This window comes from Streptomyces sp. NPDC050439 (assembly GCF_040655335.1).
Lineage (GTDB): Bacteria > Actinomycetota > Actinomycetes > Streptomycetales > Streptomycetaceae > Streptomyces.
This window is the reverse complement of record NZ_JBFAJT010000008.1, coordinates 123,200-146,200: the sequence shown is the minus strand read 5'-3', so window position 1 is coordinate 146,200 and position 23,001 is coordinate 123,200. Positions and strand designations below refer to the sequence as shown.

At 70.6% G+C, this 23,001-nt stretch carries 23 protein-coding genes and 1 tRNA gene; 18 read left to right on the top strand and 6 right to left on the bottom strand.

What is annotated here, in order from left to right; all coding sequences use genetic code 11:
- Window positions 1-2 precede the first annotated feature (2 nt).
- The 4 genes from traA to AB0I66_RS30975 all read left to right on the top strand — a co-directional run bounded on the left by traA (window position 3) and on the right by AB0I66_RS30975 (window position 3,489).
- On the top strand, window positions 3-596 hold the full coding sequence (traA, locus tag AB0I66_RS30990) for a plasmid transfer protein TraA (protein WP_363211273.1): 594 nt from the start codon (window positions 3-5) through the stop codon (window positions 594-596).
- 57 nt (window positions 597-653) lie between these two features.
- Window positions 654-2,633 (top strand): plasmid transfer protein TraB, encoded by a 1,980-nt coding sequence (gene traB / locus AB0I66_RS30985; RefSeq protein ID WP_363211555.1) that lies wholly within the window; start codon window positions 654-656, stop codon window positions 2,631-2,633.
- Window positions 2,634-2,810: 177 nt separating this feature from the next.
- Window positions 2,811-3,266: a hypothetical protein gene (locus AB0I66_RS30980; RefSeq protein ID WP_363211272.1), complete on the top strand. Its 456-nt coding sequence runs from the start codon at window positions 2,811-2,813 to the stop codon at window positions 3,264-3,266.
- Window positions 3,267-3,285: 19 nt separating this feature from the next.
- Window positions 3,286-3,489, top strand: coding sequence for a hypothetical protein (locus tag AB0I66_RS30975; protein ID WP_363211271.1), 204 nt, complete (start codon window positions 3,286-3,288; stop codon window positions 3,487-3,489).
- Window positions 3,490-3,492: 3 nt separating this feature from the next.
- Here AB0I66_RS30975 and AB0I66_RS30970 read toward each other — a convergent pair whose 3' ends face one another.
- On the bottom strand, window positions 3,493-3,738 hold the full coding sequence (locus AB0I66_RS30970) for a hypothetical protein (protein WP_363211270.1): 246 nt from the start codon (window positions 3,736-3,738) through the stop codon (window positions 3,493-3,495).
- A gap of 42 nt (window positions 3,739-3,780) precedes the next feature.
- Between AB0I66_RS30970 and ssb the strand changes: the two genes are divergently transcribed.
- The 6 genes from ssb to AB0I66_RS30940 all read left to right on the top strand — a co-directional run bounded on the left by ssb (window position 3,781) and on the right by AB0I66_RS30940 (window position 8,611).
- On the top strand, window positions 3,781-4,233 hold the full coding sequence (ssb, locus tag AB0I66_RS30965) for a single-stranded DNA-binding protein (RefSeq protein WP_363211269.1): 453 nt from the start codon (window positions 3,781-3,783) through the stop codon (window positions 4,231-4,233).
- A gap of 87 nt (window positions 4,234-4,320) precedes the next feature.
- A complete protein-coding gene (locus AB0I66_RS30960; protein ID WP_363211268.1) occupies window positions 4,321-5,226 on the top strand; it encodes a bifunctional DNA primase/polymerase in 906 nt (301 codons plus the stop codon).
- On the top strand, window positions 5,223-5,594 hold the full coding sequence (locus AB0I66_RS30955; RefSeq protein ID WP_363211267.1) for a hypothetical protein: 372 nt from the start codon (window positions 5,223-5,225) through the stop codon (window positions 5,592-5,594). The genes AB0I66_RS30960 and AB0I66_RS30955 overlap by 4 nt, the downstream gene beginning before the upstream one ends.
- Entirely contained in the window at window positions 5,591-6,856 is a 1,266-nt protein-coding gene (locus tag AB0I66_RS30950; protein WP_363211266.1) for a DUF3631 domain-containing protein, read from the top strand. Before AB0I66_RS30955 ends, AB0I66_RS30950 begins: the two co-directional genes overlap by 4 nt.
- Window positions 6,857-7,031: 175 nt before the next feature.
- Window positions 7,032-7,229: a helix-turn-helix domain-containing protein gene (locus AB0I66_RS30945; protein ID WP_363211265.1), complete on the top strand. Its 198-nt coding sequence runs from the start codon at window positions 7,032-7,034 to the stop codon at window positions 7,227-7,229.
- Window positions 7,229-8,611, top strand: a complete 1,383-nt coding sequence (locus AB0I66_RS30940) for a site-specific integrase (RefSeq protein ID WP_363211264.1) — start codon at window positions 7,229-7,231, stop codon at window positions 8,609-8,611. Before AB0I66_RS30945 ends, AB0I66_RS30940 begins: the two co-directional genes overlap by 1 nt.
- 206 nt (window positions 8,612-8,817) lie before the next feature.
- Here the strand turns inward: AB0I66_RS30940 and AB0I66_RS30935 are convergent.
- Window positions 8,818-8,890: transfer RNA gene (locus AB0I66_RS30935), tRNA-Arg, on the bottom strand.
- Window positions 8,891-9,199: 309 nt separating this feature from the next.
- On the opposite strand from AB0I66_RS30935, the gene AB0I66_RS30930 reads away from it, so the two are divergent.
- The 4 genes from AB0I66_RS30930 to AB0I66_RS30915 all read left to right on the top strand — a co-directional run bounded on the left by AB0I66_RS30930 (window position 9,200) and on the right by AB0I66_RS30915 (window position 15,362).
- Complete coding sequence (locus tag AB0I66_RS30930) at window positions 9,200-10,873, top strand: dynamin family protein (protein ID WP_363211263.1); 1,674 nt, start codon at window positions 9,200-9,202, stop codon at window positions 10,871-10,873.
- Window positions 10,870-12,831 carry a GTPase gene (locus tag AB0I66_RS30925; RefSeq protein WP_363211262.1) on the top strand — a complete coding sequence of 654 codons (1,962 nt, stop codon included), beginning with the start codon at window positions 10,870-10,872 and terminating at the stop codon, window positions 12,829-12,831. The genes AB0I66_RS30930 and AB0I66_RS30925 overlap by 4 nt, the downstream gene beginning before the upstream one ends.
- Window positions 12,832-13,045: 214 nt before the next feature.
- Complete coding sequence (locus tag AB0I66_RS30920; protein WP_363211261.1) at window positions 13,046-13,534, top strand: single-stranded DNA-binding protein; 489 nt, start codon at window positions 13,046-13,048, stop codon at window positions 13,532-13,534.
- Between the two features lie 394 nt (window positions 13,535-13,928).
- The gene (locus AB0I66_RS30915; RefSeq protein ID WP_363211554.1) at window positions 13,929-15,362 is read left to right on the top strand and encodes a Cys-Gln thioester bond-forming surface protein; all 1,434 of its coding nucleotides are present in this window, start codon (window positions 13,929-13,931) and stop codon (window positions 15,360-15,362) included.
- Between the two features lie 89 nt (window positions 15,363-15,451).
- On the opposite strand, the gene AB0I66_RS30910 is transcribed toward AB0I66_RS30915, so the two are convergent.
- Window positions 15,452-15,703, bottom strand: coding sequence for a hypothetical protein (locus AB0I66_RS30910; protein WP_363211260.1), 252 nt, complete (start codon window positions 15,701-15,703; stop codon window positions 15,452-15,454).
- 210 nt (window positions 15,704-15,913) lie between these two features.
- Between AB0I66_RS30910 and ettA the strand changes: the two genes are divergently transcribed.
- Genes ettA through AB0I66_RS30895 form a run of 3 tightly spaced genes read left to right on the top strand, consistent with a single transcriptional unit; the run spans window position 15,914 to window position 18,713 of the window.
- On the top strand, window positions 15,914-17,578 hold the full coding sequence (gene ettA / locus AB0I66_RS30905; RefSeq protein WP_363211259.1) for an energy-dependent translational throttle protein EttA: 1,665 nt from the start codon (window positions 15,914-15,916) through the stop codon (window positions 17,576-17,578).
- A 5-nt stretch (window positions 17,579-17,583) separates the two neighbouring features.
- The gene (locus AB0I66_RS30900; RefSeq protein WP_363211258.1) at window positions 17,584-18,030 is read left to right on the top strand and encodes a thioesterase family protein; all 447 of its coding nucleotides are present in this window, start codon (window positions 17,584-17,586) and stop codon (window positions 18,028-18,030) included.
- Window positions 18,027-18,713, top strand: a complete 687-nt coding sequence (locus AB0I66_RS30895) for a hypothetical protein (protein WP_363211257.1) — start codon at window positions 18,027-18,029, stop codon at window positions 18,711-18,713. Before AB0I66_RS30900 ends, AB0I66_RS30895 begins: the two co-directional genes overlap by 4 nt.
- A gap of 39 nt (window positions 18,714-18,752) precedes the next feature.
- Here the strand turns inward: AB0I66_RS30895 and AB0I66_RS30890 are convergent, their stop codons facing one another.
- Window positions 18,753-19,166 carry a globin gene (locus tag AB0I66_RS30890; protein ID WP_361835995.1) on the bottom strand — a complete coding sequence of 138 codons (414 nt, stop codon included), beginning with the start codon at window positions 19,164-19,166 and terminating at the stop codon, window positions 18,753-18,755.
- A 126-nt stretch (window positions 19,167-19,292) separates the two neighbouring features.
- On the opposite strand from AB0I66_RS30890, the gene AB0I66_RS30885 reads away from it, so the two are divergent.
- Entirely contained in the window at window positions 19,293-20,267 is a 975-nt protein-coding gene (locus AB0I66_RS30885; RefSeq protein ID WP_363211256.1) for a methyltransferase domain-containing protein, read from the top strand.
- A gap of 21 nt (window positions 20,268-20,288) precedes the next feature.
- Here AB0I66_RS30885 and AB0I66_RS30880 read toward each other — a convergent pair whose 3' ends face one another.
- Together AB0I66_RS30880 and AB0I66_RS30875 are read right to left on the bottom strand one after the other, a co-directional pair.
- Complete coding sequence (locus AB0I66_RS30880; RefSeq protein ID WP_363211255.1) at window positions 20,289-21,539, bottom strand: FHA domain-containing protein; 1,251 nt, start codon at window positions 21,537-21,539, stop codon at window positions 20,289-20,291.
- Window positions 21,540-21,617: 78 nt separating this feature from the next.
- The gene (locus tag AB0I66_RS30875) at window positions 21,618-22,961 is read right to left on the bottom strand and encodes a VWA domain-containing protein (RefSeq protein ID WP_363211254.1); all 1,344 of its coding nucleotides are present in this window, start codon (window positions 22,959-22,961) and stop codon (window positions 21,618-21,620) included.
- Between the last annotated feature and the right edge of the window lie 40 nt (window positions 22,962-23,001).

Here is a 23,001-nt window from a genome sequence, read left to right as displayed (position 1 = left end):
TGATGGCAGGCAACAGGAGCACCAGCCGGCCCCACAACTTCCGGCGTCAGCAGGCCCAGCAGCCTTACCGGCCGCCGCACGCCACCACCAACGGCAGCGCGGGCGACAAGGGCAACAAGTTCGCCAACGCGGGCGCCGCGGCCGGCGGCTTCATGGGCGCCATGGGCGGCAGCTTCGTCCCGCCGATCAACGTCACCGTGAACAACACCAAGAACGTCAGCCGCAACCGCAGCCGCTCCAACGGGTCCCTGCTGCCCTCGCCGGACTTCGGTTCGCCCGCCATGGTGCGCAACTACTGCAACACCCTGCGAGCGGCGGCCGTGACGATGTCCATCGAGGTGTCCATGGGCGCCGAGATCCTCAAGGCCACCCTGGCGCAGGTGCCCGACCCGGAGGGCCGTGCGTTCGGCTCGCGAATCCGCGCGGCGAAGGTGGCCCGCAAGGTCAACAAGGCCGCCGACAACCTCAAGAGCGCCGCCAAGAACGCAGCCGCCGCATACTCCGCCTTCCAGCAGGAGTTCGAGGAGGAGATCAACCGGGTCCGCCACCGTGCCCGCCGCCCCCAGGCACCGGTCATGAACTGGGCCGACCAGTAAGGAGCGTGGGCCATGATGAAGCGTCTGGATGACGAGCAGCACCAACTCCTGCAGCTGATGGAGACCCAGCGCGGCAACCCCGAAAGCGGCAGCGTGGGCGCCTACCTGCTGCACCGCGCCAAGCCGCACATCCCGCCATGGCTCGGCACGGCCGGCGTCGGCGTGGCCGGCGTCCTGGGACACCTGCGCTGGGCGGAGAGCACACCGGCCGCGGTCGGGCTGACCCTCACCTCGGTGGCGCTGTCCGGCGGCGCCTACGTCATCGGCAAGACCACCAGCAAACAGCGCCGCCTGCACAGCGCGATGACGACCGCACTCGGCTCCGCGTGGCTGACCGCCGCCTGCCTGGCCGGCCCCACCGCCGGACCGCTCGATGACCTCTACCTGATGGGCGGCCCCGCGGTCGCGCTCTCCTGGAATGTGCGCATGCTGATGCGCCACAACCCCGAAGGATCGGGCGACGGCACGGACGCGGGCCTGCTGGAGAAGGTCGGTCTGGCCCGCACCAAGCTGGGTGCGGCCAAGGTGGAGCCCAACCGGGTCACCGCGCCCTACTCCCTGCCCGCAGGGGAGGCCACCAACGAGGACATGGCCAAGGCGCTGCCCAAGCTCGCCGGCGCGCTGGACGTGCCGCCCAACGCGGTCCGCTACCGGCCCGATCCCGACTCCGCGCGCCGCGGTGAACTGGTCATCGTCCCCGAGGACATGCTCAAGCAGGTCACCTGGTATCCCGGCCCGTCCAGGCCGGGCGGATCGATCGCCGAGCCGCTGGTCATCGGCGTCTACGACGACGGCGCCCTGCTCCTGCTCACGCTGCCCCAGGCCATCCACCTGCTCATCATGGGCGTGACCGGTGCGGGCAAGACCGAAGGGGCGCTGGACATCCTCGCGGAGGTCCTGACCCGCTCGGACGTGGCGGTGTGGCTCTCCGACCACGTGAAGAAGGGCCAGGACCTGGGAGAGGTGTTCCCGGCCTGCGACTGGGTGGCCACCACCCCCGAGGACACCGAGATCATGATTGAGGCGGTCAAGGCCGCCATCCCCGCCCGCACCGCCTGGCTCGGGGCGCACGGCTACCGCTCCTGGTGCCGGGAGGCCGCCCAGCGGCAGAGCGATCCGGCGCACTCCTGCCGCAAGGACAACGCCGCCTGCGGCTGCGCCGGCATGCCCTACCTGATCTCGTGGTTCGAGGAGGCCGCCAACACCCTCGCGCGGCTGGACGACGACGTGTTCACCACGATCGCCCAAGAAGCCCGCTCCGCGGGGATCTCGCTGGTCATCTCGATGCAGCGAGCCAGCGGCTACCAGATCAGCACCGACACCCGCGCCTCGCTGCCGTCCTCGCTGTGCTTCGGCGTGGACGAGCGGGACGCCGGCTTCGCCCTCCCCGAAGACGTGCTCGATGCGGGCGCCAACCCCGGCGCGTGGAAGAACCGCCGCCCCGGCTACTGCTACCTGGTCGCCGCCGGCATCGAGGAGGAGCTGTACGCCAACCCGGCCCGCACCTTCCGCAACGACCCCGTGACGCTGGAATGGGTGGCCCGCGAGTTCGCCGGCCACCGCATGCCGATGGACGTCGTCACCGCGTCCGCGGCGGCCGGCGTCGCCGGACGGGCCTACACCGACCGCACCCGGCCCGACAGCCCGACCGACGACCTGCCGCAGGAGGACGAGGTGGACGACGAGCAGGGGCCCGACGTGGACCCCGAGGACGAGCACATCGACCCCGAGCAAGCGCTCCCCGACAACCAGCCGGGCGACGAGGAGCCGATGTTCGGGCAGGAGCAGGGCCGCAAGCCCACCCCGGAGGAGGCCCGGCGCCTGTTCGCCCAGGCGCTCGCGCAGTTCGAGTCGCAGGGCCGCATGGTCGTGGGCCCCAAGGACTTCATCGACTGGTGCGACGCCCACCGCCTCTCCCGCCCGTGGGTCTCCGAGCGCCTCAAGGAGGCCGCCATCGAGGGCCGTCTGGAGCCGACGAGCAAGACCGGCCGGTGGCGGATCGTCCCCGACCCCGAGCCGACCCTGACGGCCGCCTGACACCTGACACCGCCTGACACCGTCACGGCGCCCTGACACCCAAACCCCTAGGCAGGCGCACGTGTCACGCCCTCTGACAGCGCGCCGTGACACCCCCTGACACCCGCCCCTGACGCTTCACCCCTGCGGGCCCGCCCCCTCCCGGTGCGGGCCCGCGGGCATACCGGAGGAGAGGTCATGGCCCACCCCGAACGGCCCGCGGCCGTCGAAGTCCACCACCCCATACCGATCACACCCGCCCTCCCGCAGGCGGCGCCGCTGGCCCCCGTGCAGCCGGGCAGCGTGCCCGCGGTGCAGTCGATCGTCCTGCCCGACGGGCGGGTCGCCACCGGCTACACCCTCACCCCCGCCGCGCCGCCCGCGCCCGCCCCGCTCGCGCGACCGGCGGTGAGCCGGACCGCGGTGAACATCGCGCTCGGAGGGATCGGGTTCGCCGGCGTCTGCGGCGGCCTGCTCCTGCTCACCGGGTTCATCGCCGCACTCGCTGCCTTCGTCCAGCAGCTCATCATCCTGGCCGCTGTCATCTTGGGCGGCTGGATCGCCGTCCAGATCCTCGGCACGAGCCGATCTGGTGGCGGGACGACGGTCAACATCCGCAAGGCCGTCATCAAGCGCAACCACTTCCACGGCTGACCTCTGAAAGGGCAGCGCCATGACCTGTCGCGACTGCACCGGACACCACCCCACCCGCATCGACGCCTACCCGGCCGGCAACCCGCGTGCCTCGTTGGTCGCCGCACACCGCGCCACACAGGAGCGAGCGAGCGCCCCCGGCCCGGTCCACGTCCACTACGACGCCATCCACGACACCTTCGCCGTCATCCGCACCGCCGACAGCGACCGCCACCCGAGCTGAAGCTCACTCAGGGCGGTGCGATGCCGGCTGTCGGGTGCGCGAAAGCCACCACTGGATGGCCGCGTTGCACACCGCCGTCACGACGGCGAGTACGAGCGCATCCGCCCAGGAGCGGTCCAGGACAAAGCGCCAGAACATCGCCAGCGCTCCGTAGAGCACCACCCAGACGGTGATCACGACCGTCCAGCGCACCCAGCGCCGAGCCCACCACTCCGCGGGCACGAGCTTGGCCACAGTCCATCTGTCCATCACCAACGGCTACCCCGTAACCGCACGTTGAGAGGAATCCGCATGTCATCCGGAGAGACCCCGATCACTGTGATCGGAAACCTGACCGCCGACCCCGAGATCAAGTTCACCCCGTCCGGGGCCGCGCTGGCGAAGTTCACCATCGCCTCCACGCCGCGCGTCTTCGACCGCGAGTCGAACCAGTGGAAGGACGGCACGTCCACGTTCTTCCGCTGCGCCGCCTGGCGCTCCCTGGCCGAACACGTCGCCGAATCGCTGACCAAGGGCTCCCGCGTGGTGGCCTTCGGCCGCATCCGCCAACACAACTGGCAGACCCCCGAGGGCGAGAACCGCTCGATGCTCGCGCTGGAGGTCGACGAGATCGGCGCATCCCTGCGCTTCACCACCATCGCCATCAACGCCAAGCCGGCCGCCGCCGCGAACGCATCCGACAACGCATGGTCCACCGATGGCGCATCGGCCGACTCGCAGTTCAGCGAGAAGCCCCCGTTCTAGGTGCGCCAAGGGCGGCCCCCTCGTCTCGCCAAAGTCGCGGGGCCGCCCTTGTCTCCAGTCCTCAACAGACCTGCGGAGGTTTCCAGCATGACGCATGACGCACGAACCGCGCTGCTGCGCGCGGCGCTCGATGCTGCACAGCGCGGTTGGCACGTCCACCCCTTACGGCCCGGCGCCAAGGGCTCCGCGCTACACGGCGAACACGCCTGCACCGGCCGCGGCCCCTGCACACGTGGCCACGCGAAGTGGGAGCAACGCGCCACTACCGACCCCGAGCGCATCGAGCGCACCTGGGCAACCGGGGCATTCAACGTCGGCATCGCCACCGGCCCCTCTCAACTGGTCGTCGTCGATCTCGACATCCCCAAAGGGAAAGACAGTGCGGACGCGCCTTGCGGCGCGACGAACTTCCAAGCGCTCTGCGAGCGCGCCGGCGCCCCATGGCCCGCCACCTACACGGTGCGGACCCCCAGCGGCGGCCTCCACCTGTACTTCCACACCGCCCATCACCTTCCGAGCACGGCGGGAACCCTCGCCAATCGCATCGACACCCGCGCCTGGGGCGGCAACATCGTCGCCGCCGGAAGCCACACCCCGCAGGGCGCATACACGGTCGACATTGATCGCCCGGCCGCGGTGCTGCCCGACTGGCTGCACACACTCCTCCAGGCCCCGCCCGCCGCATCGGGCGCAGTGCGTCTGGCGCCCCTGCTCATGCCCGGCATGGGAAGTCGCCGCGCGAGCGTCGCCCTGGAGCGGGAGGCCGCACAGGTCGCAGGGGCGGGTGAAGGGGGCCGCAATCAGCGGCTATTGGCGGGCGCCCGCGCGCTGGGGCGCTTCGTCGCCTGGGGCGAGATCCCCCGCCACGTGGTGGAGGAGGCTTTTCAGGCGGCCGGGGAGGCGGCCGGCCTGCCCGCACCCGAGTGCACCGCCACCATCCGCAGTGCCCTGAACTGGTCCATCCGCACCGCCCGCCCGCGGGAGGCCGCATGACCACCGCACCCCGCCCGGACCTGAAAAGCCTCCCCAGCACACCGCCCCGGCCCAACTCCGCCGACCGCACCGAACACCCGGATCGGGAGGGCGGCCGAAAGGACGTCGCCCGTCAGGGCGTCCTTTCAGCCCGTCCCCTCGAACAGCACCCCAGCAGCCCGCCTGCCGGTGACGGCCGCTATCCCGTGGCCTGGCTCCACATCCGCGCACCCCGCGGCGCCACCCCCACCGCCACCTCCACGTGCTTGTGCGGCCGGGACCGCAGCGCCGTGGGACGGCGCAAGGTGCTCGCCCTGATCGACGACCACACCGCACACCGCGACCAATGCCCGCTCCGCACCCCCCAGGAAGGGAGGAACGCCGCATGACCACCACCCCCGAGACCGCGCCGCCCATCGACGGAGCAGCCCTGCTCGATGAAGTCGAAGCGTTCCACCGACGCTTCAACGTCTTCCCCACCGAACACGCGTACGTCGCCGTGGCGCTGTGGGACGCGCACGCGCACCTGATGGACGCGCTCGATGGCACCGCCCGCATCGCCTTCCTGAGCCCTGAGCCGGGCTCCGGTAAGTCCCGGGCCCTGGAGATCATCGAAACGCTCACGCCGCGCGCGGCGACCACCGTCAACGCCTCCGCCAACGCGCTGTTCCGCCTCGTCTCCGCCGACGAAGGCACGCCCACGCTCCTCTTCGACGAGATCGACACCGTCTTCGGCCCCAAGGCCGGCGGGAACGAAGAGGTCCGCGGGTTCCTCAACTCTGGCTACCGGCGCGGCGCGAAATCCCTGCGCTGCATCGGGGACGGCTCCGACCAGAAGGCAGGGTTCTTCCCCTCGTTCTGCGCGGTCGCCATGGCTGGTCTCGGCTCGCTGCCGGACACGATCCTGACCCGCTCCGTCATCATCCGGATGCGCAAGAAGGCCCCCAACGAGACCTGTGAGCCCTACCGCCGGCGCGTCCACGAGAAGCAGGGGCACGCCCTGCGTGACCAACTCGCCGACTGGACCGCCACCCTGCATGACCAGGTGGCTGAGGCATGGCCGGAGATGCCCGAGGGCGTCGTCGACCGTCCCGCGGACGTTTGGGAGCCGCTGCTCGCGGTCGCGGATGCGGCCGGCGGGGAGTGGCCCGAGCGGGGCCGCGCCGCCTGCCTCGCGCTCATCAAGGCCGCGAGCGCTGGCGACGAAGCCTCCTTCGGGGTGCGGCTGTTGACCGACCTGCGCGATCGCGTGTTCTGCGGCGTCGACCGGATGCCCACCGCCGCCATCCTCGAAGTCCTCCTCAAGCTTGATGACGCCCCGTGGGACGACATGAGCGAGGACGGGCACAGCGTCAAGCCGCTCACCGCACGACGGCTGTCCAAGCTTCTGAGTCAGTACGTGCGACCCGACAACACACCGATCAAGCCCCGCGGGATTCGGGTCGGCAGCGGCACCCCCAAGGGCTACTACGCCGACGACCTGAGCGACGCGTGGACCCGTTACTGCCCCCCGGACCCTGGAAAGTCCGCAACGTCCGCCACAGCCGCAACATCGCAGGTCAGCGTGGGTGAATCTGTGGCGGAAAGCCCGTCTGAGACCCGCCACATGTTCGCGGAATCCGACACACGACCCCTTCGCAGCGTCGGCTGACCAGCCCCCACTTCGTAGGTGCCGCGAGGCCCCGCGTCTCGCGGCACCTATCCGCAACAGAAACAGATCCGCCACAGATCTACCCCCGCTGACCAGCAATGTTGCGGTGTGGCGGATGTTGCGGATTCCCCAGAGGCCCATACGCGTTGACCCACCCCGCCATGGAGGGCAGCCCATGCCTAGCCCCAACGGGACACGAGCGATGCTCACGCTTCCCGAGGTCTGCAAGGAACTGAACGTCTCGCGCTCGACTTTCTACGACTGGCGTCAAAAGGGCCGCGCGCCCCGCTGTATCAAGCTCCCGAACGGCGACCTACGCGTACGCCGGAACGACCTGGATCACTGGCTTAACGACCTTGAGGACGCTGCCTGATGGAGACGACGTACAACGTCAAGGTCTGGAAGATCTCGGTGTACAAGGGGGCGAGAGGCACGACGTACACCGTCCGTTGGGCGCTGGAAGGAACGGAGCGTCGGGCCCCGTTCGGGACGCGGGCCCTCGCGGACGCTTTCCGCTCCGAACTCGTCAGTGCTACCCGCCGTGGTGAGGCGTTCAGCCTCACCACGGGGCGCCCTGTCTCGCACCAGACAGGCGCGAGCGGCGTGAACTGGTACGACTTCGCCGTGCAGTTCTGCGATGTCCAGTGGCGCCGGACCTCCGGGAACAGCAGAAAGAACGTGTCCAAAGCCCTGATGGCAACGACTATCGAGCTTCTGCGCACGCCGGCTAGCCCCTTCAAGGCAGTCGACGTCCGCACCGCCTTGCGGGAGTTCGCGTTCAACACCAGGCGGCGCGAGGAGGCACCGCCGGATGTCGCGGTGATCCTCAAATGGGTTGAGCGCAACACCCTGACGATGGCCGCGTGGGAGGACCCCGCCAAGGTCGATGAGGTACTCCGCGAGCTAGCCGTCAGGCTCGATGGCGCACCGGCCGCGGCTAGCTCCGTCAAGCGCACCCGGCGCATCCTGAACGTGGCGATGGAGTACGCCGTCACACACCGGGTTCTTCGCTCGAATCCGCTCCCCAAAGGGCGAGGGACCGCCCCCAAGACGTCGTCCGCGGTCGACAAGCGGTCCCTGCTCAACGCCCTGCAAGCGGCCCGCCTTCTTGGTTGGGTCCGGCGTCGCCCTCGCGGTGGCGCGCGGCTGCACGCCTTCTTCGCCACGATGTACTACGCCGGGCCACGCCCGGAGGAGGTCGTCGCGATGCGCGTGGTGGACGTCCATCTGCCTGGCGAGGACGCCGAAGATCAGTGGAGTGAACTCGTGTTCCACACTGCTCAGCCGGAGGTCGGCAAGAACTGGACCGACACCGGAGCGATCCACGAGAAGCGAGGCTTGAAGGGACGGGCCGCGGACGACACCCGGATCGTTCCGGGGCATCCGTCGCTCACGAAGATCCTTCGCGAGCACATCAAGGCCCAGAAGCTGAAGCCTGGGGACCTGCTGTTTCCGGGGGAGAAGGGCGAGATGCTCGCCGGATCGGTCATCCGCCGTGCCTGGCGAACCGCACGGGCGACGGTCCTCACGCCTGAGGAGTTCGCTTCGCCGCTGGGGAAGCGGGTGTACGACCTGCGGCACACCTGCCTCACGAACTGGCTCAACGACGGAGTGCCGGCCGCGCAGGTCGCGGAGTGGGCGGGCAACAGCGTTCCTGTGCTGCTCGCCATCTACACCCGGTGCGTGTCGGGTCAGCTCACCGACCTCAAGAAGCGGATCGAGGCGAGGGGAGACCTCCCGGAGATCCCGTCGTGAGGCTGACGGCACCCTCGGAGAACTTCCCCACGTATTCACCGTGGCCACCCGCAGAAACCCGGTGACAGCCGGACAGCGCCGGACCCTCCCCGCGATCATCTGGGGGCGGTCTGGCGCTTGCGTGTCCGCTCCCCGGCGCCCGTGGTGTGCCCCTGACCAGCAAAAAGGCCCTCCCGGTGAGGAGGGCCGAACACGGACGGACTGAGCGCCCCCGGCAGGACTCGAACCTGCGGCCAAGCGCTTAGAAGGCGCCTGCTCTATCCACTGAGCTACGGGGGCCGGATGGTGGCCGGTGGCCTGGAGCCCGGGTGAAGGGACGAGCCGTGACCTTGCCGGGGACAAGGATAGGGCTCCCGGGTCCTTGTCCCTGGTGCTTCGCCTCCGCGGCACTATGTGGAGGTTCAGTGAAGCGGTCCTGATAATCGCAGGCAGGTGCGAATCTCGCACCGCTTTTGGCGTCTCGCGCCCCGGGTGTTGTGCACTCGTTATGCCTGCGCCCCAGTCGCCCCTTCCATCCCATGTGTCCGATCGGCGCGCAGGGGTGCCCATATGCTTCAGAAAGCCACCAAAATTGGGCATTCTTCACATGTGGTGACCTTGGACGTACGGCCTCAACTGCTCGACGCACTCTCCGCCCTGCGCGAGCGTGTCGCCGCCGCACGCTTTCCGCTCCCCTTGGCGGGGGCGCCACGCGCGCGTGCCAACCGGGACGAGCTCCTTGCCCAGCTCGACGACTACTTGGTGCCCCGCCTGCGGGCCCCCGAAGCGCCGCTGCTCGCCGTGATCGGGGGTTCCACCGGGGCGGGCAAGTCGACCCTGGTGAACTCCCTCGTCGGCCGGCAGGTCAGCGAGGCGGGGGTGCTGCGGCCGACCACCCGCACACCGGTACTCGTATGCCATCCGGAGGACCATCACTGGTTCGCCGGCATGCGCGTACTCCCCGACCTCACGCGCGTGTGGGTGCCCCGTCCGGAGCCTTCGGCCGGGCGGGACGAGGACGACGACGGCAGCGACGACCTGCTGCCGCTCACGCCCGGCGGCGAACGCGCGCTGCGCATCGAGACCGCGGAGACCCTGCCCCAGGGGCTCGCGCTCCTGGACGCGCCCGACGTGGACTCGCTCATCTCCGACAACCGCATCCTCGCCGCCGAACTCATCTCCGCGGCCGACGTCTGGGTCATGGTGACCACCGCGTCCCGGTACGCGGACGCCGTGCCCTGGCATCTGCTGCGTACCGCGAAGGAGCACGACGCGACCCTCGTCACCGTCCTCGACCGGGTGCCGCACCAGCTGGTGGCCGAGGTGTCGCGGCAGTACGGGGCGCTGCTCCTCAAGGCGGGCCTCGGCGACGTACCGCGCTTCACCGTGCCCGAGCTGCCCGAGTCCACGGGCGGCGGCGGGCTGCTCCCCTCCACCGCCGTCGCGCCGCTGCGGGCCTGGCTCACCCACCGGTCCCAGGAGCCCAAGGCCCGCGCGGAGGCCATCGCGCGTACGGCACACGGCGTCATCCAGTCCCTCAACGTGCGGGTCCCTGAGCTCGCGGGCGCCGTCGCCGCCCAGTACGCGGCCGCACTCCGACTCACCTCAGTCGTCGACGAGGCCTACGGACACGAGCACGCGCGCGTGCGGGAGCGTCTGCAGGCGGGCGCCGTCCTCGCCGGCGACGCGCTGAAGCGCTGGCGCAGCTATCCGCTGGACTGCGGCGCGGGTGAACTCCTGGACGCCGTCGCCGAGAGCCTGGAGGCGCTGCTGCTCTGCGCGGTGACCGCCGCCGACGAACGCATCGACGAGGCGTGGCGGCGCGAGCCGGCCGCCGCGGCACCCGGGCTAGGCGACCGTGAACGACCCGTCCAGGGCGTTGCGAGCTCCGAGAGCGTGGAGAGTGCCGAGCACCGCATCGGGATGGCCGTACGGCGCTGGCGACGCATCCTGGAGGAGTACGCGGAGGACGAGGTCCGCGGGCTCGACCGGATCGAGAAGAACCTCGTGCCCGACCCCGAGATGGTGGCCGCTCTGCTCGCCACGGCCCTGCTCGGCGGGGACCGCGGACGCTCGGCGGGAGAGACGCTCGCCGAGCGGATCGGCGCACAAGGAGCGCTCCGCTTGCGGGACCGGGGCGGACGCCTGCTCACCACCTACCTGGACAACGTCCTGGACGCGGAGCGCGAACGGCGCCTCGCCCCCCTCGACAGCCTCGACGTGAACCCCGAACCCCAGGCCGACCTGATCGCCGCGCTGTCCGTACTGCAGAAGGAGAGGTGACCGCGGTGACTGCCGTCACTGATCACACCGAGCACGAGCGCGACGAGCCCCCCAGGGAGCCGAAGCCGACGAATCCCGAGGGCACCGCCGGGGAGGCCCGTGGCGACTCCGAAGTCGTCTGGGACGACGGGCTGATCGCGCGTCGCGGCGGTGCCACGCGAAACGGCTCCGCCCGGGGGGCGGGGGGCAACTCCAGCGCCGACGCGTACGCCCCCGCGGAGACCTCGGTCGCGTCCGCATCACCCTCCGGCGCACCTGCCATTACGCCTTCCACTACGCCATCCGGTGCTCCTTCCAGCACGTCATCCAGTACGTCATCCAGTACGTCGTCCGGCGTTTCGACCGCCTACGAAGGGCCCCTGCGGGCCCGGCTCGACGCCCTGCGGGAACTCGTCGGGCTCTCCCGCACCCGGCTGGACAGCGCCACGCTCGCCGAGGCGGGCAGGGTCCTGGACGAGGCCGCGGCCCGGCGCAGGCTCTCCGGCCGGCACACCGTCGTCGCCATCGCGGGCGCCACGGGGAGCGGCAAGTCGACGCTCTTCAACGCCCTCGCCGGCGTGACGATCTCGGACACGGGCGTCCGCAGGCCCACCACGGCGGCCCCCATCGGGTGCAGCTGGACGGATGGCGCGGCAGGGCTCCTGGACCGGCTCGGCATCCCGGGGCGGCTGCGCAGACGGCCCCTCCAGGGCCCGGACCTCAACACCCTGGAAGGGCTCGTCCTGATCGACCTGCCCGACCACGACTCGGCGGTCGGGGAACACCGCGCGCACGTGGACCGCATCCTCACGCTCGTCGACGCGGTCATCTGGGTCGTCGACCCCGAGAAGTACGCCGACGCGATGCTCCACGAGCGCTATCTGCGGCCCATGGCCGGGCACGCCGAGGTCATGTTCGTGGTGCTCAACCAGGTGGACCGTCTCCCGGGCGACGCCGCCGACCAGGTGCTCGACGACCTGCGACGGCTGCTCGACGAGGACGGCATCGCGCTCGGCGAACACGGTGAACCCGGCGCCACCGTGCTCGCCCTGTCCGCGCTGACCGGCGACGGGGTCGACGAACTCCGGGAGACCCTCGGCCAGTTCACCAAGGAGCGAGGCGCCGCCGCCCGGCGGATCGCCGCCGACCTGGACGCCACCGCCGACGAGCTGTGGCCCGTGTACGCGGCCGGGGCCGGATCGCACGGAAGCCGGGGAGGCCGCACGTGGATCGGCCTCAGCGAGGAGGCGCGCGAGGAGTTCGCCGACCGGCTCGCGGACGCGGTGGGAGCGGCCGCGGCCGGGCAGGCCGCGGAACGGGCCTGGCGGCGCAACGCGGGCAAGGCGTGCGGCACGCCTTGGCTGCGGCTGTGGCGTTGGTACGAGGCCCAGCGCTCGCCGCGTGGCATCGGCTGGCCCGTGGCGCAGGCTCCCGCGGACGAGGAGGCCACGGCCCGCCAGCGCGTCGAGCAGGCGGTGCGCACGGTGGCCGACGAGGCGGCTTGGGGGTTGCCGCAGCCCTGGGGGCAGGCGGTGCGGGAGGCCGCGGTGCGCGGCTCGGACGGGCTGCCCGAGGCACTCGACGCGCTGACGGCGTCGGCCGGGGTGCCGGAGGGCAAGCCGCCGCGGCCCGGCTGGTGGCCGGTCGCGGTCTTCGCCCAGGCGGCGATGACGCTGCTCCAAGTCGTGGGCGGGCTCTGGCTGGTGGCGCAGATCATCGGGGTCGCCGTGCCGAACCTGGGCGTGCCGGTGCTGCTGATGCTGGTCGGCATCGTGGGCGGTCCCTGCGTGGAGTGGGCGAGCCGGATGGCGGCACGGGGACCTGCGCGGCGCTACGGCCTGGATGCGGAACGGCGGTTGCGGGAGGCGGCGGCCGGGTGCGGGCGTGCAAGGGTCCTGGATCCGGTGGCGGCGGAGCTGCTGCGGTATCTGGAGGTACGGGAGCAGTACGTGCGGGTGACGGGGGCGGCGGTCGGCTGAGTCCAGCCCCGGTCTCACCCCGGCGCCCCCTCGTCCGGGTGAGGGAGTTTTCCACAACTGCCCGGTAGACCACAGGGCTCAGCGGGCCCGTCCCGACCGGTCCACTCTGAGATCGAAGCCGCGGGACCGACCACCGCGGCGGCGGACTCGGAGTGGACGAGTGGCCGAGTGGCCGAGCGGACGAGCGGACGAGTGGACGAGGGAGGGGTTCGGCATGAACGAGACCTTGGTGACGGTGGTGGGGAACGTCGCGACGACGCCGGTGTTCCGGGAGCTGCCTTCCGGGCCGGTGGCGCGGTTCCGGCTCGCGGTGACGGCGCGGTACTACGACGCGGTGCGGAACGTCTGGGCGGACGGCCACACCAACTTCTTCACGGTGTGGGCGAGGCGATCGCTCGGCGCCAACGTGCAGGGCTCGCTGACGATCGGTGAACCCGTGATCGTGCAGGGCAAGTTGAGGGTGCGCGACGAGGAGCGGGGCGGTCAGCACTGGACGTCGGCGGACATCGACGCGATGACCGTCGGCCACGATCTCTCGCGCGGCACGGCGGCTTTCCGGCGCGTGCTGAAGGCCAATGCGGCGCTGACGGATTCAACGGCGGCGCGAGAGTGGGAGCCCGCACACGAGCCGGACCAGCCGGACCCCGACCCGGCCCCCGAGTCGATGACTGAGCCGATGCCTGAGCCGGAGCCGGTGGGGTGATGAACCGTCAGAGGAGGCGAGCGATGTGACGCCCGACGCGACGACCGATGTGCGGCTTATCGGCGAATGGTTGCCGTTGATTTGTCGATAAGCCCGGTTCTGAAAGGTTGTTGGCGATAACGATTCCGAGTCGGATCGGTTATCGAACGGTAGGACGGGGGACCGTGGTGTGCCGCGTCCCTAGGATGCCGAAGGTAGCTCACGGGGCAGTTGGTAGTGGTTGCCACGCAGGTGGCAGGTGATTCTGCCCCTTCAATCTGCTGGCGGGACCACCCCCCTCGACGTGAACGGGTCCCGTCCGGAGGGGAATTCTGTGTCTTTTGCACGTTCAGTGGTTTCCGCGTTCTCGGCGTTCTCGGCGTTCTCGGCGTTCTCGGCGTCCCCGGTGTCCACGGTGTCCACGGTGTTCTCCGCCCCGTCCCGGGGGAGACGGGGCGCCACGCGCCTTGCCGCGGTGACGCTGGCGACCGGGGTCCTCGCGGCGGGCGCGATAGCCGCCGCGGGTCCCGCCGCCGCGGAGGAGGTTCCGCAGCACCAGGGCGGAGCCGTCGCGACACTGGGCGGGCTCCAGACGTACGGCCAGGCCGTCATCCGTGAGAACGGGACGAAGCAGCAGGTGCCCGCCGGGCTCTTCGAGATGTCCGTGGACGGTGGCGGCACCCTGCAGACGTACTGCGTCGACATCCAGAACCCCACGCAGAAGGACGCGAAGTACCAGGAGACCCCCTGGAGCGGCACTTCGCTGGACAGCAACGAGGACGCGGGCAGGATCCGCTGGATCCTTCAGCACTCCTACCCGCAGGTGAACGACCTCGCGGCGCTGGCCCACAAGGCGGGCACACGGGCGCTCACCGAACAGGAGGCGGCCGCCGGCACCCAGGTGGCGATCTGGCGCTACTCGGACGGTGCCGAGGTGGACGCGGTCGACCCGCAGGCCGAGAAGCTCGCCGACTACCTCTACGAGAGTGCCCGCCGCGTGGCCGAGCCCAGGGCCTCGCTGACCCTCGACCCGCCCGCGGTCTCCGGACGCGCGGGGGAGCGGGTCGGTCCGGTCACCGTGCGGACGGACGCGGACGCCGTGTCCGTGACCCCGCCGGCGGACGCGGCGACGAGCGGGGTGAAGATCATCGGCAAGAACGGCAAGCCGGTGACCTCCGCGGCCAACGGCAGCGAGCTGTTCTTCGACATCCCCGAGGACGCCCCCGACGGCTCGGCGGCACTCGCCGTGCAGGCGTCCACCACGATCCCGGTCGGCCGGGCCTTCGCCTCCGAGACCCGCAGTCAGACGCAGATCCTCGCGGGCTCCAGCGAATCCACGGTCTCCGCCACGGCGAGCGCGACCTGGGCCAAGAAGGGCGCGATACCGGCGCTGTCCGCCGAGAAGAACTGCGCCAAGAGCGGCGTGGACATCACGGCGAGCAACAAGGGCGACGAGTCGTTCACCTTCCGCCTCATGGGCCTCAAGCACACCATCGAGGCCGGCACATCGCGGACGGTGACGATCCCGCTGCAGGAAGACCAGGCCTACGACTTCACGATCAAGGGCCCGAACGGCTACGAGAAGCGCTTCAAGGGCGTACTCGACTGCCGTACGGAGGCCAGCGCGATCGGCAACAAGACGGAACCGATGTCCGTCCCCAGCCCCGCGTCAGCAGGCGGCACCAGCACGGGCGGCGGCGACCTCGCGGAAACGGGCGGCTCCAGCGCAACCCCGATGATCGCCGTCATAGCGGTCGTCATGGTGGTCCTGGGCGCGGCGGCCATGTTCCTCCTCCGCAAAAAGCCGACCCCCACCACCACGAACCCGGAGCCGTCCCCCGAGGACTGACCAGAAACCAAGGCGTCAGGCATCCCCGGAAAACGAACCCCAAGACGAGCGCCCGGCAGAACACAACTGCCGGGCGCTCGCCCGTCTACCTAGCGCAAGGAGTTCAGGTCGGTCCTCATGGCGATGCGCTCGTGCCCCGGAAGCTCATGCCACCGGCTCGCATGCCATATCTGCTCCCGAGCGGCGAGGACCGCAGTGAGGTAGTCGGCGTAGAGAGTCGTGCGGCGGTCTCTCTCATGTCGTTGCTCGTCACGTTTCCAGCGGCTTCGCTCCACGGTCCAGCCGGAAGCGACGGCGATGCCTCCACCGATCAGCGCGCTCACGGGAGCAGCCCAGTCCACCCGGTGACCGTATCCACGGCGGCGGCGCTTGTAGAGGGGTCCCGCTCGCTCGGCGCCGCCCTATGGCAACAGGCAGTGACGGTCCGCTTACCCAAACGCCCGACGAACGTCCAGGTCATGGCCCCCCAGCCATACTGGTTTCCCCCGGTAGGTGGCCGTCAGGCAAGATGGGGTGTATCTGCCCACTCACTGATTGCCGGACGGTTTCTCTTGGCTGAGTACATCTACACCATGCGCAAGACGCGCAAGGCGCACGGCGACAAGGTGATTCTCGATGACGTCACCTTGAGCTTCCTCCCTGGCGCGAAGATCGGTGTCGTGGGCCCCAACGGCGCCGGTAAGTCCACGGTGCTGAAGATCATGGCCGGCCTTGAGCAGCCGTCCAACGGTGACGCGTTCCTCTCGCCCGGCTACAGCGTCGGCATCCTCATGCAGGAGCCGCAGCTCGACGAGAGCAAGACCGTTCTGGAGAACGTCCAGGACGGCGCCGCCGAGATCATGGGCAAGCTCAAGCGCTTCAACGAGGTCGCCGAGCTCATGGCGACCGACTACTCGGACGCGCTCATGGAAGAGATGGGCAAGCTCCAGGAGGACCTGGACCACGCCAACGCGTGGGACCTGGACGCCCAGCTCGAGCAGGCCATGGACGCCCTCGGCTGCCCGCCCGGCGACTGGCCCGTCACCACCCTCTCCGGTGGTGAGAAGCGCCGCGTCGCGCTCTGCAAGCTCCTCATCGAGGCGCCCGACCTGCTGCTCCTCGACGAGCCCACCAACCACCTCGACGCCGAGTCGGTGAACTGGCTGGAGCAGCACCTGTCGAAGTACGCGGGCGCCGTCGTCGCCGTCACTCACGACCGGTACTTCCTCGACAACGTGGCCGAGTGGATCCTCGAGCTCGACCGTGGCCGCGCCCACCCCTACGAGGGCAACTACTCCACCTACCTGGAGAAGAAGCAGACCCGTCTCAAGGTCGAGGGCCGCAAGGACGAGAAGCGCGCCAAGCGGCTCAAGGAAGAGCTCGAGTGGGTGCGGTCCAACGCCAAGGGGCGTCAGGCCAAGTCCAAGGCGCGTCTGGCGCGCTACGAGGAGATGGCCGCCGAGGCGGACAAGATGCGGAAGCTGGACTTCGAGGAGATCCAGATCCCGCCGGGCCCGCGCCTCGGGTCGATCGTCGTCGAGGTCGAGCATCTCTCCAAGGCTTTTGGGGACAAGGTTCTCGTCGATGACCTGAGCTTCTCGCTGCCGCGTAACGGCATCGTCGGCATCATCGGTCCGAACGGCGCGGGCAAGACCACGCTGTTCAAGATGATCCAGGGCCTCGAGGAGCCGGACTCCGGCACCATCAAGGTCGGCGACACGGTCAAGGTCAGCTACGTCGACCAGGGCCGCGCCAACATCGACCCGAAGAAGACGTTGTGGGCCGTCGTCTCCGACGAGCTCGACTACATCAACGTCGGTCAGGTCGAGATGCCCTCGCGTGCGTACGTCTCCGCCTTCGGCTTCAAGGGTCCGGACCAGCAGAAGCCGGCCGGAGTGCTCTCCGGTGGTGAGCGCAACCGCCTCAACCTGGCGCTGACCCTCAAGGAGGGCGGCAACCTGCTCCTCCTCGACGAGCCGACGAACGACCTCGACGTCGAGACCCTGTCGTCGCTCGAGAACGCGCTGCTCGAGTTCCCCGGTGCGGCCGTGGTCATCTCCCACGACCGGTGGTTCCTCGACCGGGTCGCCACGCACATCCTCGCCTACGAGGGTGACTCCAAGTGGTACTGGTTCGAGGGCAACTTCGAGTCGTACGAGAAGAACAAGGTCGAGCGCCTCGGCGCGGACGCGACCCGTCCGCACCGTGCCACCTACAAGAAGCTCACCCGAGGCTGAGCACCATGAGCCGGCATATCTACAGCTGCCCCCTCCGGTGGTCGGACATGGACGCCTTCGGGCACGTCAACAACGTCGTCTTCCTGCGGTACCTGGAAGAGGCGCGGATCGACTTCATGTTCCGGCTCGCACCGGGGGACGGCAGCCCGTCGTTCTCGGGCGGGTCCGTCGTGGCCCGCCATGAGATCGACTACGTACGGCCGTTGGTCCACCGGCACGCGCCGGTGACCATCGAGTCGTGGGTGACGAAGATAGGCGCTGCCTCGCTCTCCATCTCGTACGAGGTCAAGGACCCCGAGCAGGTGTACGTGCGGGCCTCGACGATCGTCGTCCCGTTCAACCTGGAGCAGCAGCGGCCGCGGCGGATCACCGCCGAGGAGAAGGCCGTTCTGCTGACCTACATGGATGACGACGGCGATGTCGCCGGAGGCTCGGAGGCGCTCGTCGCATGACGGCGCAGCTGCACTTCGCCGACGCCGGGGAGGCGGGGGATCTCGCCGCCTTCCTGGCCCGGCTCATCCACTACGACAAGGCCGCCGCGGTCCGTCTGCAGGCGGCCGGCGACACGCTCGCCGTGTTCGGCCGCCCGCCGTCGTTCGAGGTGCTCGCCATCCGTACGGCGCGCCTCGCGAAGCCGTACGAGCACGGGCTCGACTCCTCCCTCGACGTCACCGTCTCCGCCGGTGAACTCCTCGAATCCGTGGGGGAGTCGGCGGAGTCCGTCGCGTCGGCCGGAGTGGTCATCGTGCCGCAGGCCGTGACCGGGCCGCCGTGGGCCGGAGTCCTTCCGCCGCGCGGCGGCTGGCAGCCCGAGCGCGGCCTTCCGCAGGCCGACGCGGTGCGGGGCCTCGTGGCGGCCGCGGTCGCCGAATTCAAGTCGCGGGTCGAGGAGTTGCCGCAGGAGCGGCGGGTCCGGGCCGAGCTCGATCAGCTGGGACGGCAGATCTGGTCCCGGACCATCGGGGACACGGGCCTGCCCGTGCGGGCCGCGCACGCCGCGCAGGCCCTGGGGTTCCTGCGGGGCGACACGCTCGACCTGCTGGCCTCGGGACCGTGGCTGCGGCTGCGCACCGACTACGGGTCGATCGCCGTGCGCCGGTCCGGCGTCGGCGGCCTCTCGGTGACCCCGGCCTAGGGTCCATCAGCGGGTCACCGAAAGGCGCGCCGAGAGCCGTCAGCCCTCTGAGTTGACCATCGATGCCGCCGCGTACGTCAGGTAGTTCCACAGCGTCCGCTCGTGCTCCTCGGAGAGCTTCAGCTCCTCCACGGCGGCACGCATGTGCTTCAGCCAGGCGTCGTGCGCGGCCCTGTCGACGGTGAACGGGGCGTGGCGCATCCGCAGCCGGGGGTGGCCGCGGTTGTCGCTGTACGTGCGGGGGCCGCCCCAGTACTGCATCAGGAACAGCGCGAGGCGCTCCTCGGCAGGGCCCAGGTCCTCCTCGGGGTACATCGGTCGCAGCAGCGGGTCCTCCGCGACCCCCTGGTAGAAGAAGTGCACCAGGCGCCGGAAGGTCTCCTCGCCGCCGACCTGTTCATAGAAGGTCTGCTCCTGAAGCGTGCCGCGCGGGATCTCTATCACACCGTCCATGGTCTCAGACGGGACGACCGAGGACGGAAGACTTAGGACCGCCGGCCTCCGGACCGGGACCGATCCCCTCCGGATCGGTACGTCCCGCCGCTCGCATCGTCGGCCATACCGCAGCACAGTGGCTGTATGGGACCCACAGTCGACCCGCTCCTCGCCGCCGAGGCGGGAGCCGCCCTGGTGCGCGAGATCGAAGCAGGCGGCGCCTGGGCGCGGGACCCCGGACTGCGCGCGGCCTTCGAACAGGTCCCGCGGCACCTGTTCGTGCCGTATTACTACGTCACGTCATCGGGCGGCGGCCACGAACGCCTCTGGGGCGAGGACCCCGACCCCGCACGCCGGGCACGCTGGCTGCGCGGCGCCTACGCGGACGTCCCGCTCGCCACCCGCGTACGGGACGGAGAGCTCCTCTCGTCCAGCAGTCAGCCCTCCCTGATGGCGAAGATGCTGGACGAGCTGGACCTGCGGGACGGGGACTGCGACGTCCTGGAGATCGGCGCGGGCACCGGCTACAACGCGGCCCTGCTCGCCCACCGGGTCGGCCAGGAGCACGTCACCACCGTCGACCTGGACCCGGAGATCACCGAGTCCGCGCGGCGGCATCTGACGGCCGCCGGGTACCACCCGGCCGTGGTCACCGGTGACGGGACCGCGGGGTGCCCCGAGCGCGCTCCGTACGACCGGATCATCGCGACCTGCACGCTGGGCTCGCTGCCGCGGCCCTGGCTGGCCCAGTGCCGCCCCGGCGCCCGCATCCTGGCCCCGCTGGCCACCGGCCTGATCGCCCTCACGGTGCGGGACGCCGAGCACGCGGAGGGCCGCTTCCTGCACACCCCCGCGTACTTTGTGCCGCTGCGGGGCGGTGGCAGAAGGGCCCCGCACGAGCAGCACCTCGGGGGGCTGCCGCGCAGGGCCCTGCAGAACGAGCTCTTCCGCTTTTTGCTGGAGCTGACCGCGGGCAGCCTCGACCCCTATGAGGCCCTCGCCCTGTGGCAGCGCGAGGACCGGCCGGTGCGCGAGCGGTTCGGGGTCACCGTCAGCGGGCCGCACGAGTGGGCCTGGCTGGACGACCCCGAAGGGCCGTACGCCTGGCCACTCGCGTGAGGAGGCCCCTGAACGGACGACTCAGCTGTGCCGGATCGTGATGGTCGTCCAGGCGCCCACGTGCACCCGGTCGCCGTCCTGGAGCGGCACGGGGACGAACGGCTGGATGGGCTCCTCGCCGTTGTTGACCGTGGTGCCGTTGGTCGAGTTCTGGTCGACGACCGCCCAGCTGCCGTCCGGCTGCTGGACCAGGACCGCGTGCTGGTGCGAGACGCCCGGGTCCTCCGGCGGCACGGACAGGTCGATGTCCGGGGTGTCACCGGTGGAGTGCCGGCGACGGCCGATGGTGATCTGGTTGCCGGCCAGCGGGCGCTGCTGCTCGGGCGAGTACGCGGGCAGGTTCAGTCCCGACGCCTCGGGGCCGCTGCGGTGCATCATCGCCATGAAGTACTCGCGGTCCGGGCCGATCGTCGCCGACCAGGAGACCGTGCCGGTGCTGGGCCCCGGCACCGCCTGATAGCCGGGAGGACCCTGCGGCGCCTGCGTCTGCTGAGGCTGCTGGCCCTGCTGCTGATGGCCCCACTCGCCCTGCTCGGGAGCCTGCGGAGCGCCCTGCCCCGGACCGCCCTGCCCCGGAGCGCCCGGACCCGGAGTGGACGACGAGGGCGGCGGGAGCACCCAGTCGTCGTTGCCGCCGCCGAAGGACGGGCCGCCCGGAGGCGGCGGGGTGCCCGTCTCCTGCGGGAAGGCGGGCGGAGCAGGCGGACCCTGCTGCTGGAACGACTGCGGGGGCCTGCCCGACGGGTCGCCGCTGTAGGGCGGCGGCACCTGACCGGACGGGTTGCCGTTGCCGAACGGCGGGATCGGCTCGGCGGGCCGGTTCATCTGCGAGGGCCGCGAGCCCTGGTAGCCGAACGGGTCCTGGCCGGGCTGGGTGCCGTGGGGCTGCCGGCCGGGCGGCTGCTGGAACTGCTGCGCCGGGTTCGGCGTCGGCGGGTGCGGGGCGGCCGGGGTGTACGAGGTGGCCGTGTTCGTCAGGAAGTTCCAGCGGCACTCCTCGCAGAACGGCGCGTTCGCCTCGCGGGGCGTGCGGCACTGCGGGCAGAGCTCGGGCTCGGCGGCCTGGTCCGGCACGGCCGACAGGTGCGGGTGCCCCGGGGTCTGCTGGGGGTAGCCGTAGCCGGCTTCCTGGCCGGGCCCCGGCGGCGGGTAGCCGTAACCGGGAGCGGCCGGGGGCGGCGGGGGCGGGGGCACGGCACCGGCCATGCGGTGACCGCAGACCTCGCACCAGTCGTCGGAACCCGACTGGTGTCCGTTCGGGCAGGTCGGCATGTCGGCGCTTCCCCCTCTCCTTCTCCGGCCCAGAAGGCCGTACGTGCTGCTATGGGGCTGTTACGGGTATGGGTGCTGCTACTTCTTCACGCGAACAGTCTTCGTCGACCGCGTCTCGAGAGTCATCTCGTCGGCCTCGGCAACCCTCGCCTTCAATCGAACAGTACCTGCCACGGCGTCGACCACGTCGACCACCTTCGAAAGCAGCTTCGCGGTGTCCTCGTTGCCCGAGGCGCTGGCGAGCTGGACGGCGCGGCCCAGTTTGGCCGTGGCTCCGTCCATATCTCCCGACTTGCGCGCATCGAGGCCCTGCTGGATCACCTGGGCCAGTTCCGCCTGGCCCGTGTAGTGCGCCACCTGCGGGTTGATCGACGTCGATGCGGCCATGTCATCCGTCCAGACGGCCCGCACCAGGCCCTGCGAGAGCGTCTGGGCGCTGCCGTCCGGCTGCGGCACGATCAGCGAGACGCGGGCCGCGAGCATCTCCTGGCCGAGCTCGGCGTGCGGCACCTCGACACAGATGTGGTAATCGCGGGACTCGTCGCCCCAGGAACCGGTGGGATAGTCGCCGGCGCGCGGCCCCGCCTCCGTGCGACGGTCGGTCAACTCCTCGACTGTGGGCGCCACTTGCTTGACGAACTTGATCTCGGCGCCGAGCGGCGTCCACACCCGCAGGCTGACGTCGGCGACCTCCTTGCCCATCGCCGTCTCCATCATCTGCGTGAAGTCGGCGGCCAGGCCCGAGGGATCGGCGACGATGTCGGCGGTGCCGAGGAGGGCGGAGGCTATGCCCGTGACCTCTTTCACCTCCCAGTCGGTGCCGACACCGCGGGCGTCACAGGTGAAGCGGCCCGCGCAGGCGTCGAGGGAGGCCCGCAGGTCCTCGGGTGACTCGTGTTCATTGCGGCCGTCCGTCAGCACGATCCCATGCCGGATCGAGACATCGGCCGAGGCGAGCAGCCGGTCGGCCAGGCGAAGCCAGGTGCCGATCGCCGTGCCGCCGCCCGCGCTGAGCTTGCGCAGCGCCTGCTTGGCCTGCTCCCGGGTGGTCGCGTCCGCGACCGCGAGGCGTCCGTTGCCGGGATAGACCTCCTTGGCGACATGGGTGCCGCCGATCACCGCGAAGTGCACTCCGTCCCGTACGGCGTCGATGGCGGCAGCCGTGGCGTCACGGGCGCCGCGCATCTTCGTCGGCGGGTAGTCCATCGAGCCCGAACAGTCGACCATGATCGCCACGGCCGCGTCCGGGGTCTGCCCCGCCGAGTACAGGTGCGGGGCGCTCACCGCGGACCCCACCGTGCCCCCGCCCGTCGAGGTGACCGTGGCGATCGCGTTGACCTCGCGGCCGCCCTCCGGGAGGTACTCGTTCTGATAGACGTCGACCGAGAACTGCGGCACGTTCGACTTCGAGAAATTGGCCATGGATCTCTGCTCCCCCTAGACGTTCCCACCGGCTTCCCCA

Coding starts and splice junctions, on each gene's coding strand:
- traA (WP_363211273.1), top strand. CDS start 3: ATGGCAGGCAACAGGAGCACCAGCCGGCCCCACAACTTCCGGCGTCAG.
- traB (WP_363211555.1), top strand. CDS start 654: ATGGAGACCCAGCGCGGCAACCCCGAAAGCGGCAGCGTGGGCGCCTAC.
- AB0I66_RS30980 (WP_363211272.1), top strand. CDS start 2,811: ATGGCCCACCCCGAACGGCCCGCGGCCGTCGAAGTCCACCACCCCATA.
- AB0I66_RS30975 (WP_363211271.1), top strand. CDS start 3,286: ATGACCTGTCGCGACTGCACCGGACACCACCCCACCCGCATCGACGCC.
- AB0I66_RS30970 (WP_363211270.1), bottom strand. CDS start 3,738: ATGGACAGATGGACTGTGGCCAAGCTCGTGCCCGCGGAGTGGTGGGCT.
- ssb (WP_363211269.1), top strand. CDS start 3,781: ATGTCATCCGGAGAGACCCCGATCACTGTGATCGGAAACCTGACCGCC.
- AB0I66_RS30960 (WP_363211268.1), top strand. CDS start 4,321: ATGACGCATGACGCACGAACCGCGCTGCTGCGCGCGGCGCTCGATGCT.
- AB0I66_RS30955 (WP_363211267.1), top strand. CDS start 5,223: ATGACCACCGCACCCCGCCCGGACCTGAAAAGCCTCCCCAGCACACCG.
- AB0I66_RS30950 (WP_363211266.1), top strand. CDS start 5,591: ATGACCACCACCCCCGAGACCGCGCCGCCCATCGACGGAGCAGCCCTG.
- AB0I66_RS30945 (WP_363211265.1), top strand. CDS start 7,032: ATGCCTAGCCCCAACGGGACACGAGCGATGCTCACGCTTCCCGAGGTC.
- AB0I66_RS30940 (WP_363211264.1), top strand. CDS start 7,229: ATGGAGACGACGTACAACGTCAAGGTCTGGAAGATCTCGGTGTACAAG.
- AB0I66_RS30920 (WP_363211261.1), top strand. CDS start 13,046: ATGAACGAGACCTTGGTGACGGTGGTGGGGAACGTCGCGACGACGCCG.
- AB0I66_RS30900 (WP_363211258.1), top strand. CDS start 17,584: ATGAGCCGGCATATCTACAGCTGCCCCCTCCGGTGGTCGGACATGGAC.
- AB0I66_RS30895 (WP_363211257.1), top strand. CDS start 18,027: ATGACGGCGCAGCTGCACTTCGCCGACGCCGGGGAGGCGGGGGATCTC.
- AB0I66_RS30890 (WP_361835995.1), bottom strand. CDS start 19,166: ATGGACGGTGTGATAGAGATCCCGCGCGGCACGCTTCAGGAGCAGACC.
- AB0I66_RS30885 (WP_363211256.1), top strand. CDS start 19,293: ATGGGACCCACAGTCGACCCGCTCCTCGCCGCCGAGGCGGGAGCCGCC.
- AB0I66_RS30880 (WP_363211255.1), bottom strand. CDS start 21,539: ATGCCGACCTGCCCGAACGGACACCAGTCGGGTTCCGACGACTGGTGC.
- AB0I66_RS30875 (WP_363211254.1), bottom strand. CDS start 22,961: ATGGCCAATTTCTCGAAGTCGAACGTGCCGCAGTTCTCGGTCGACGTC.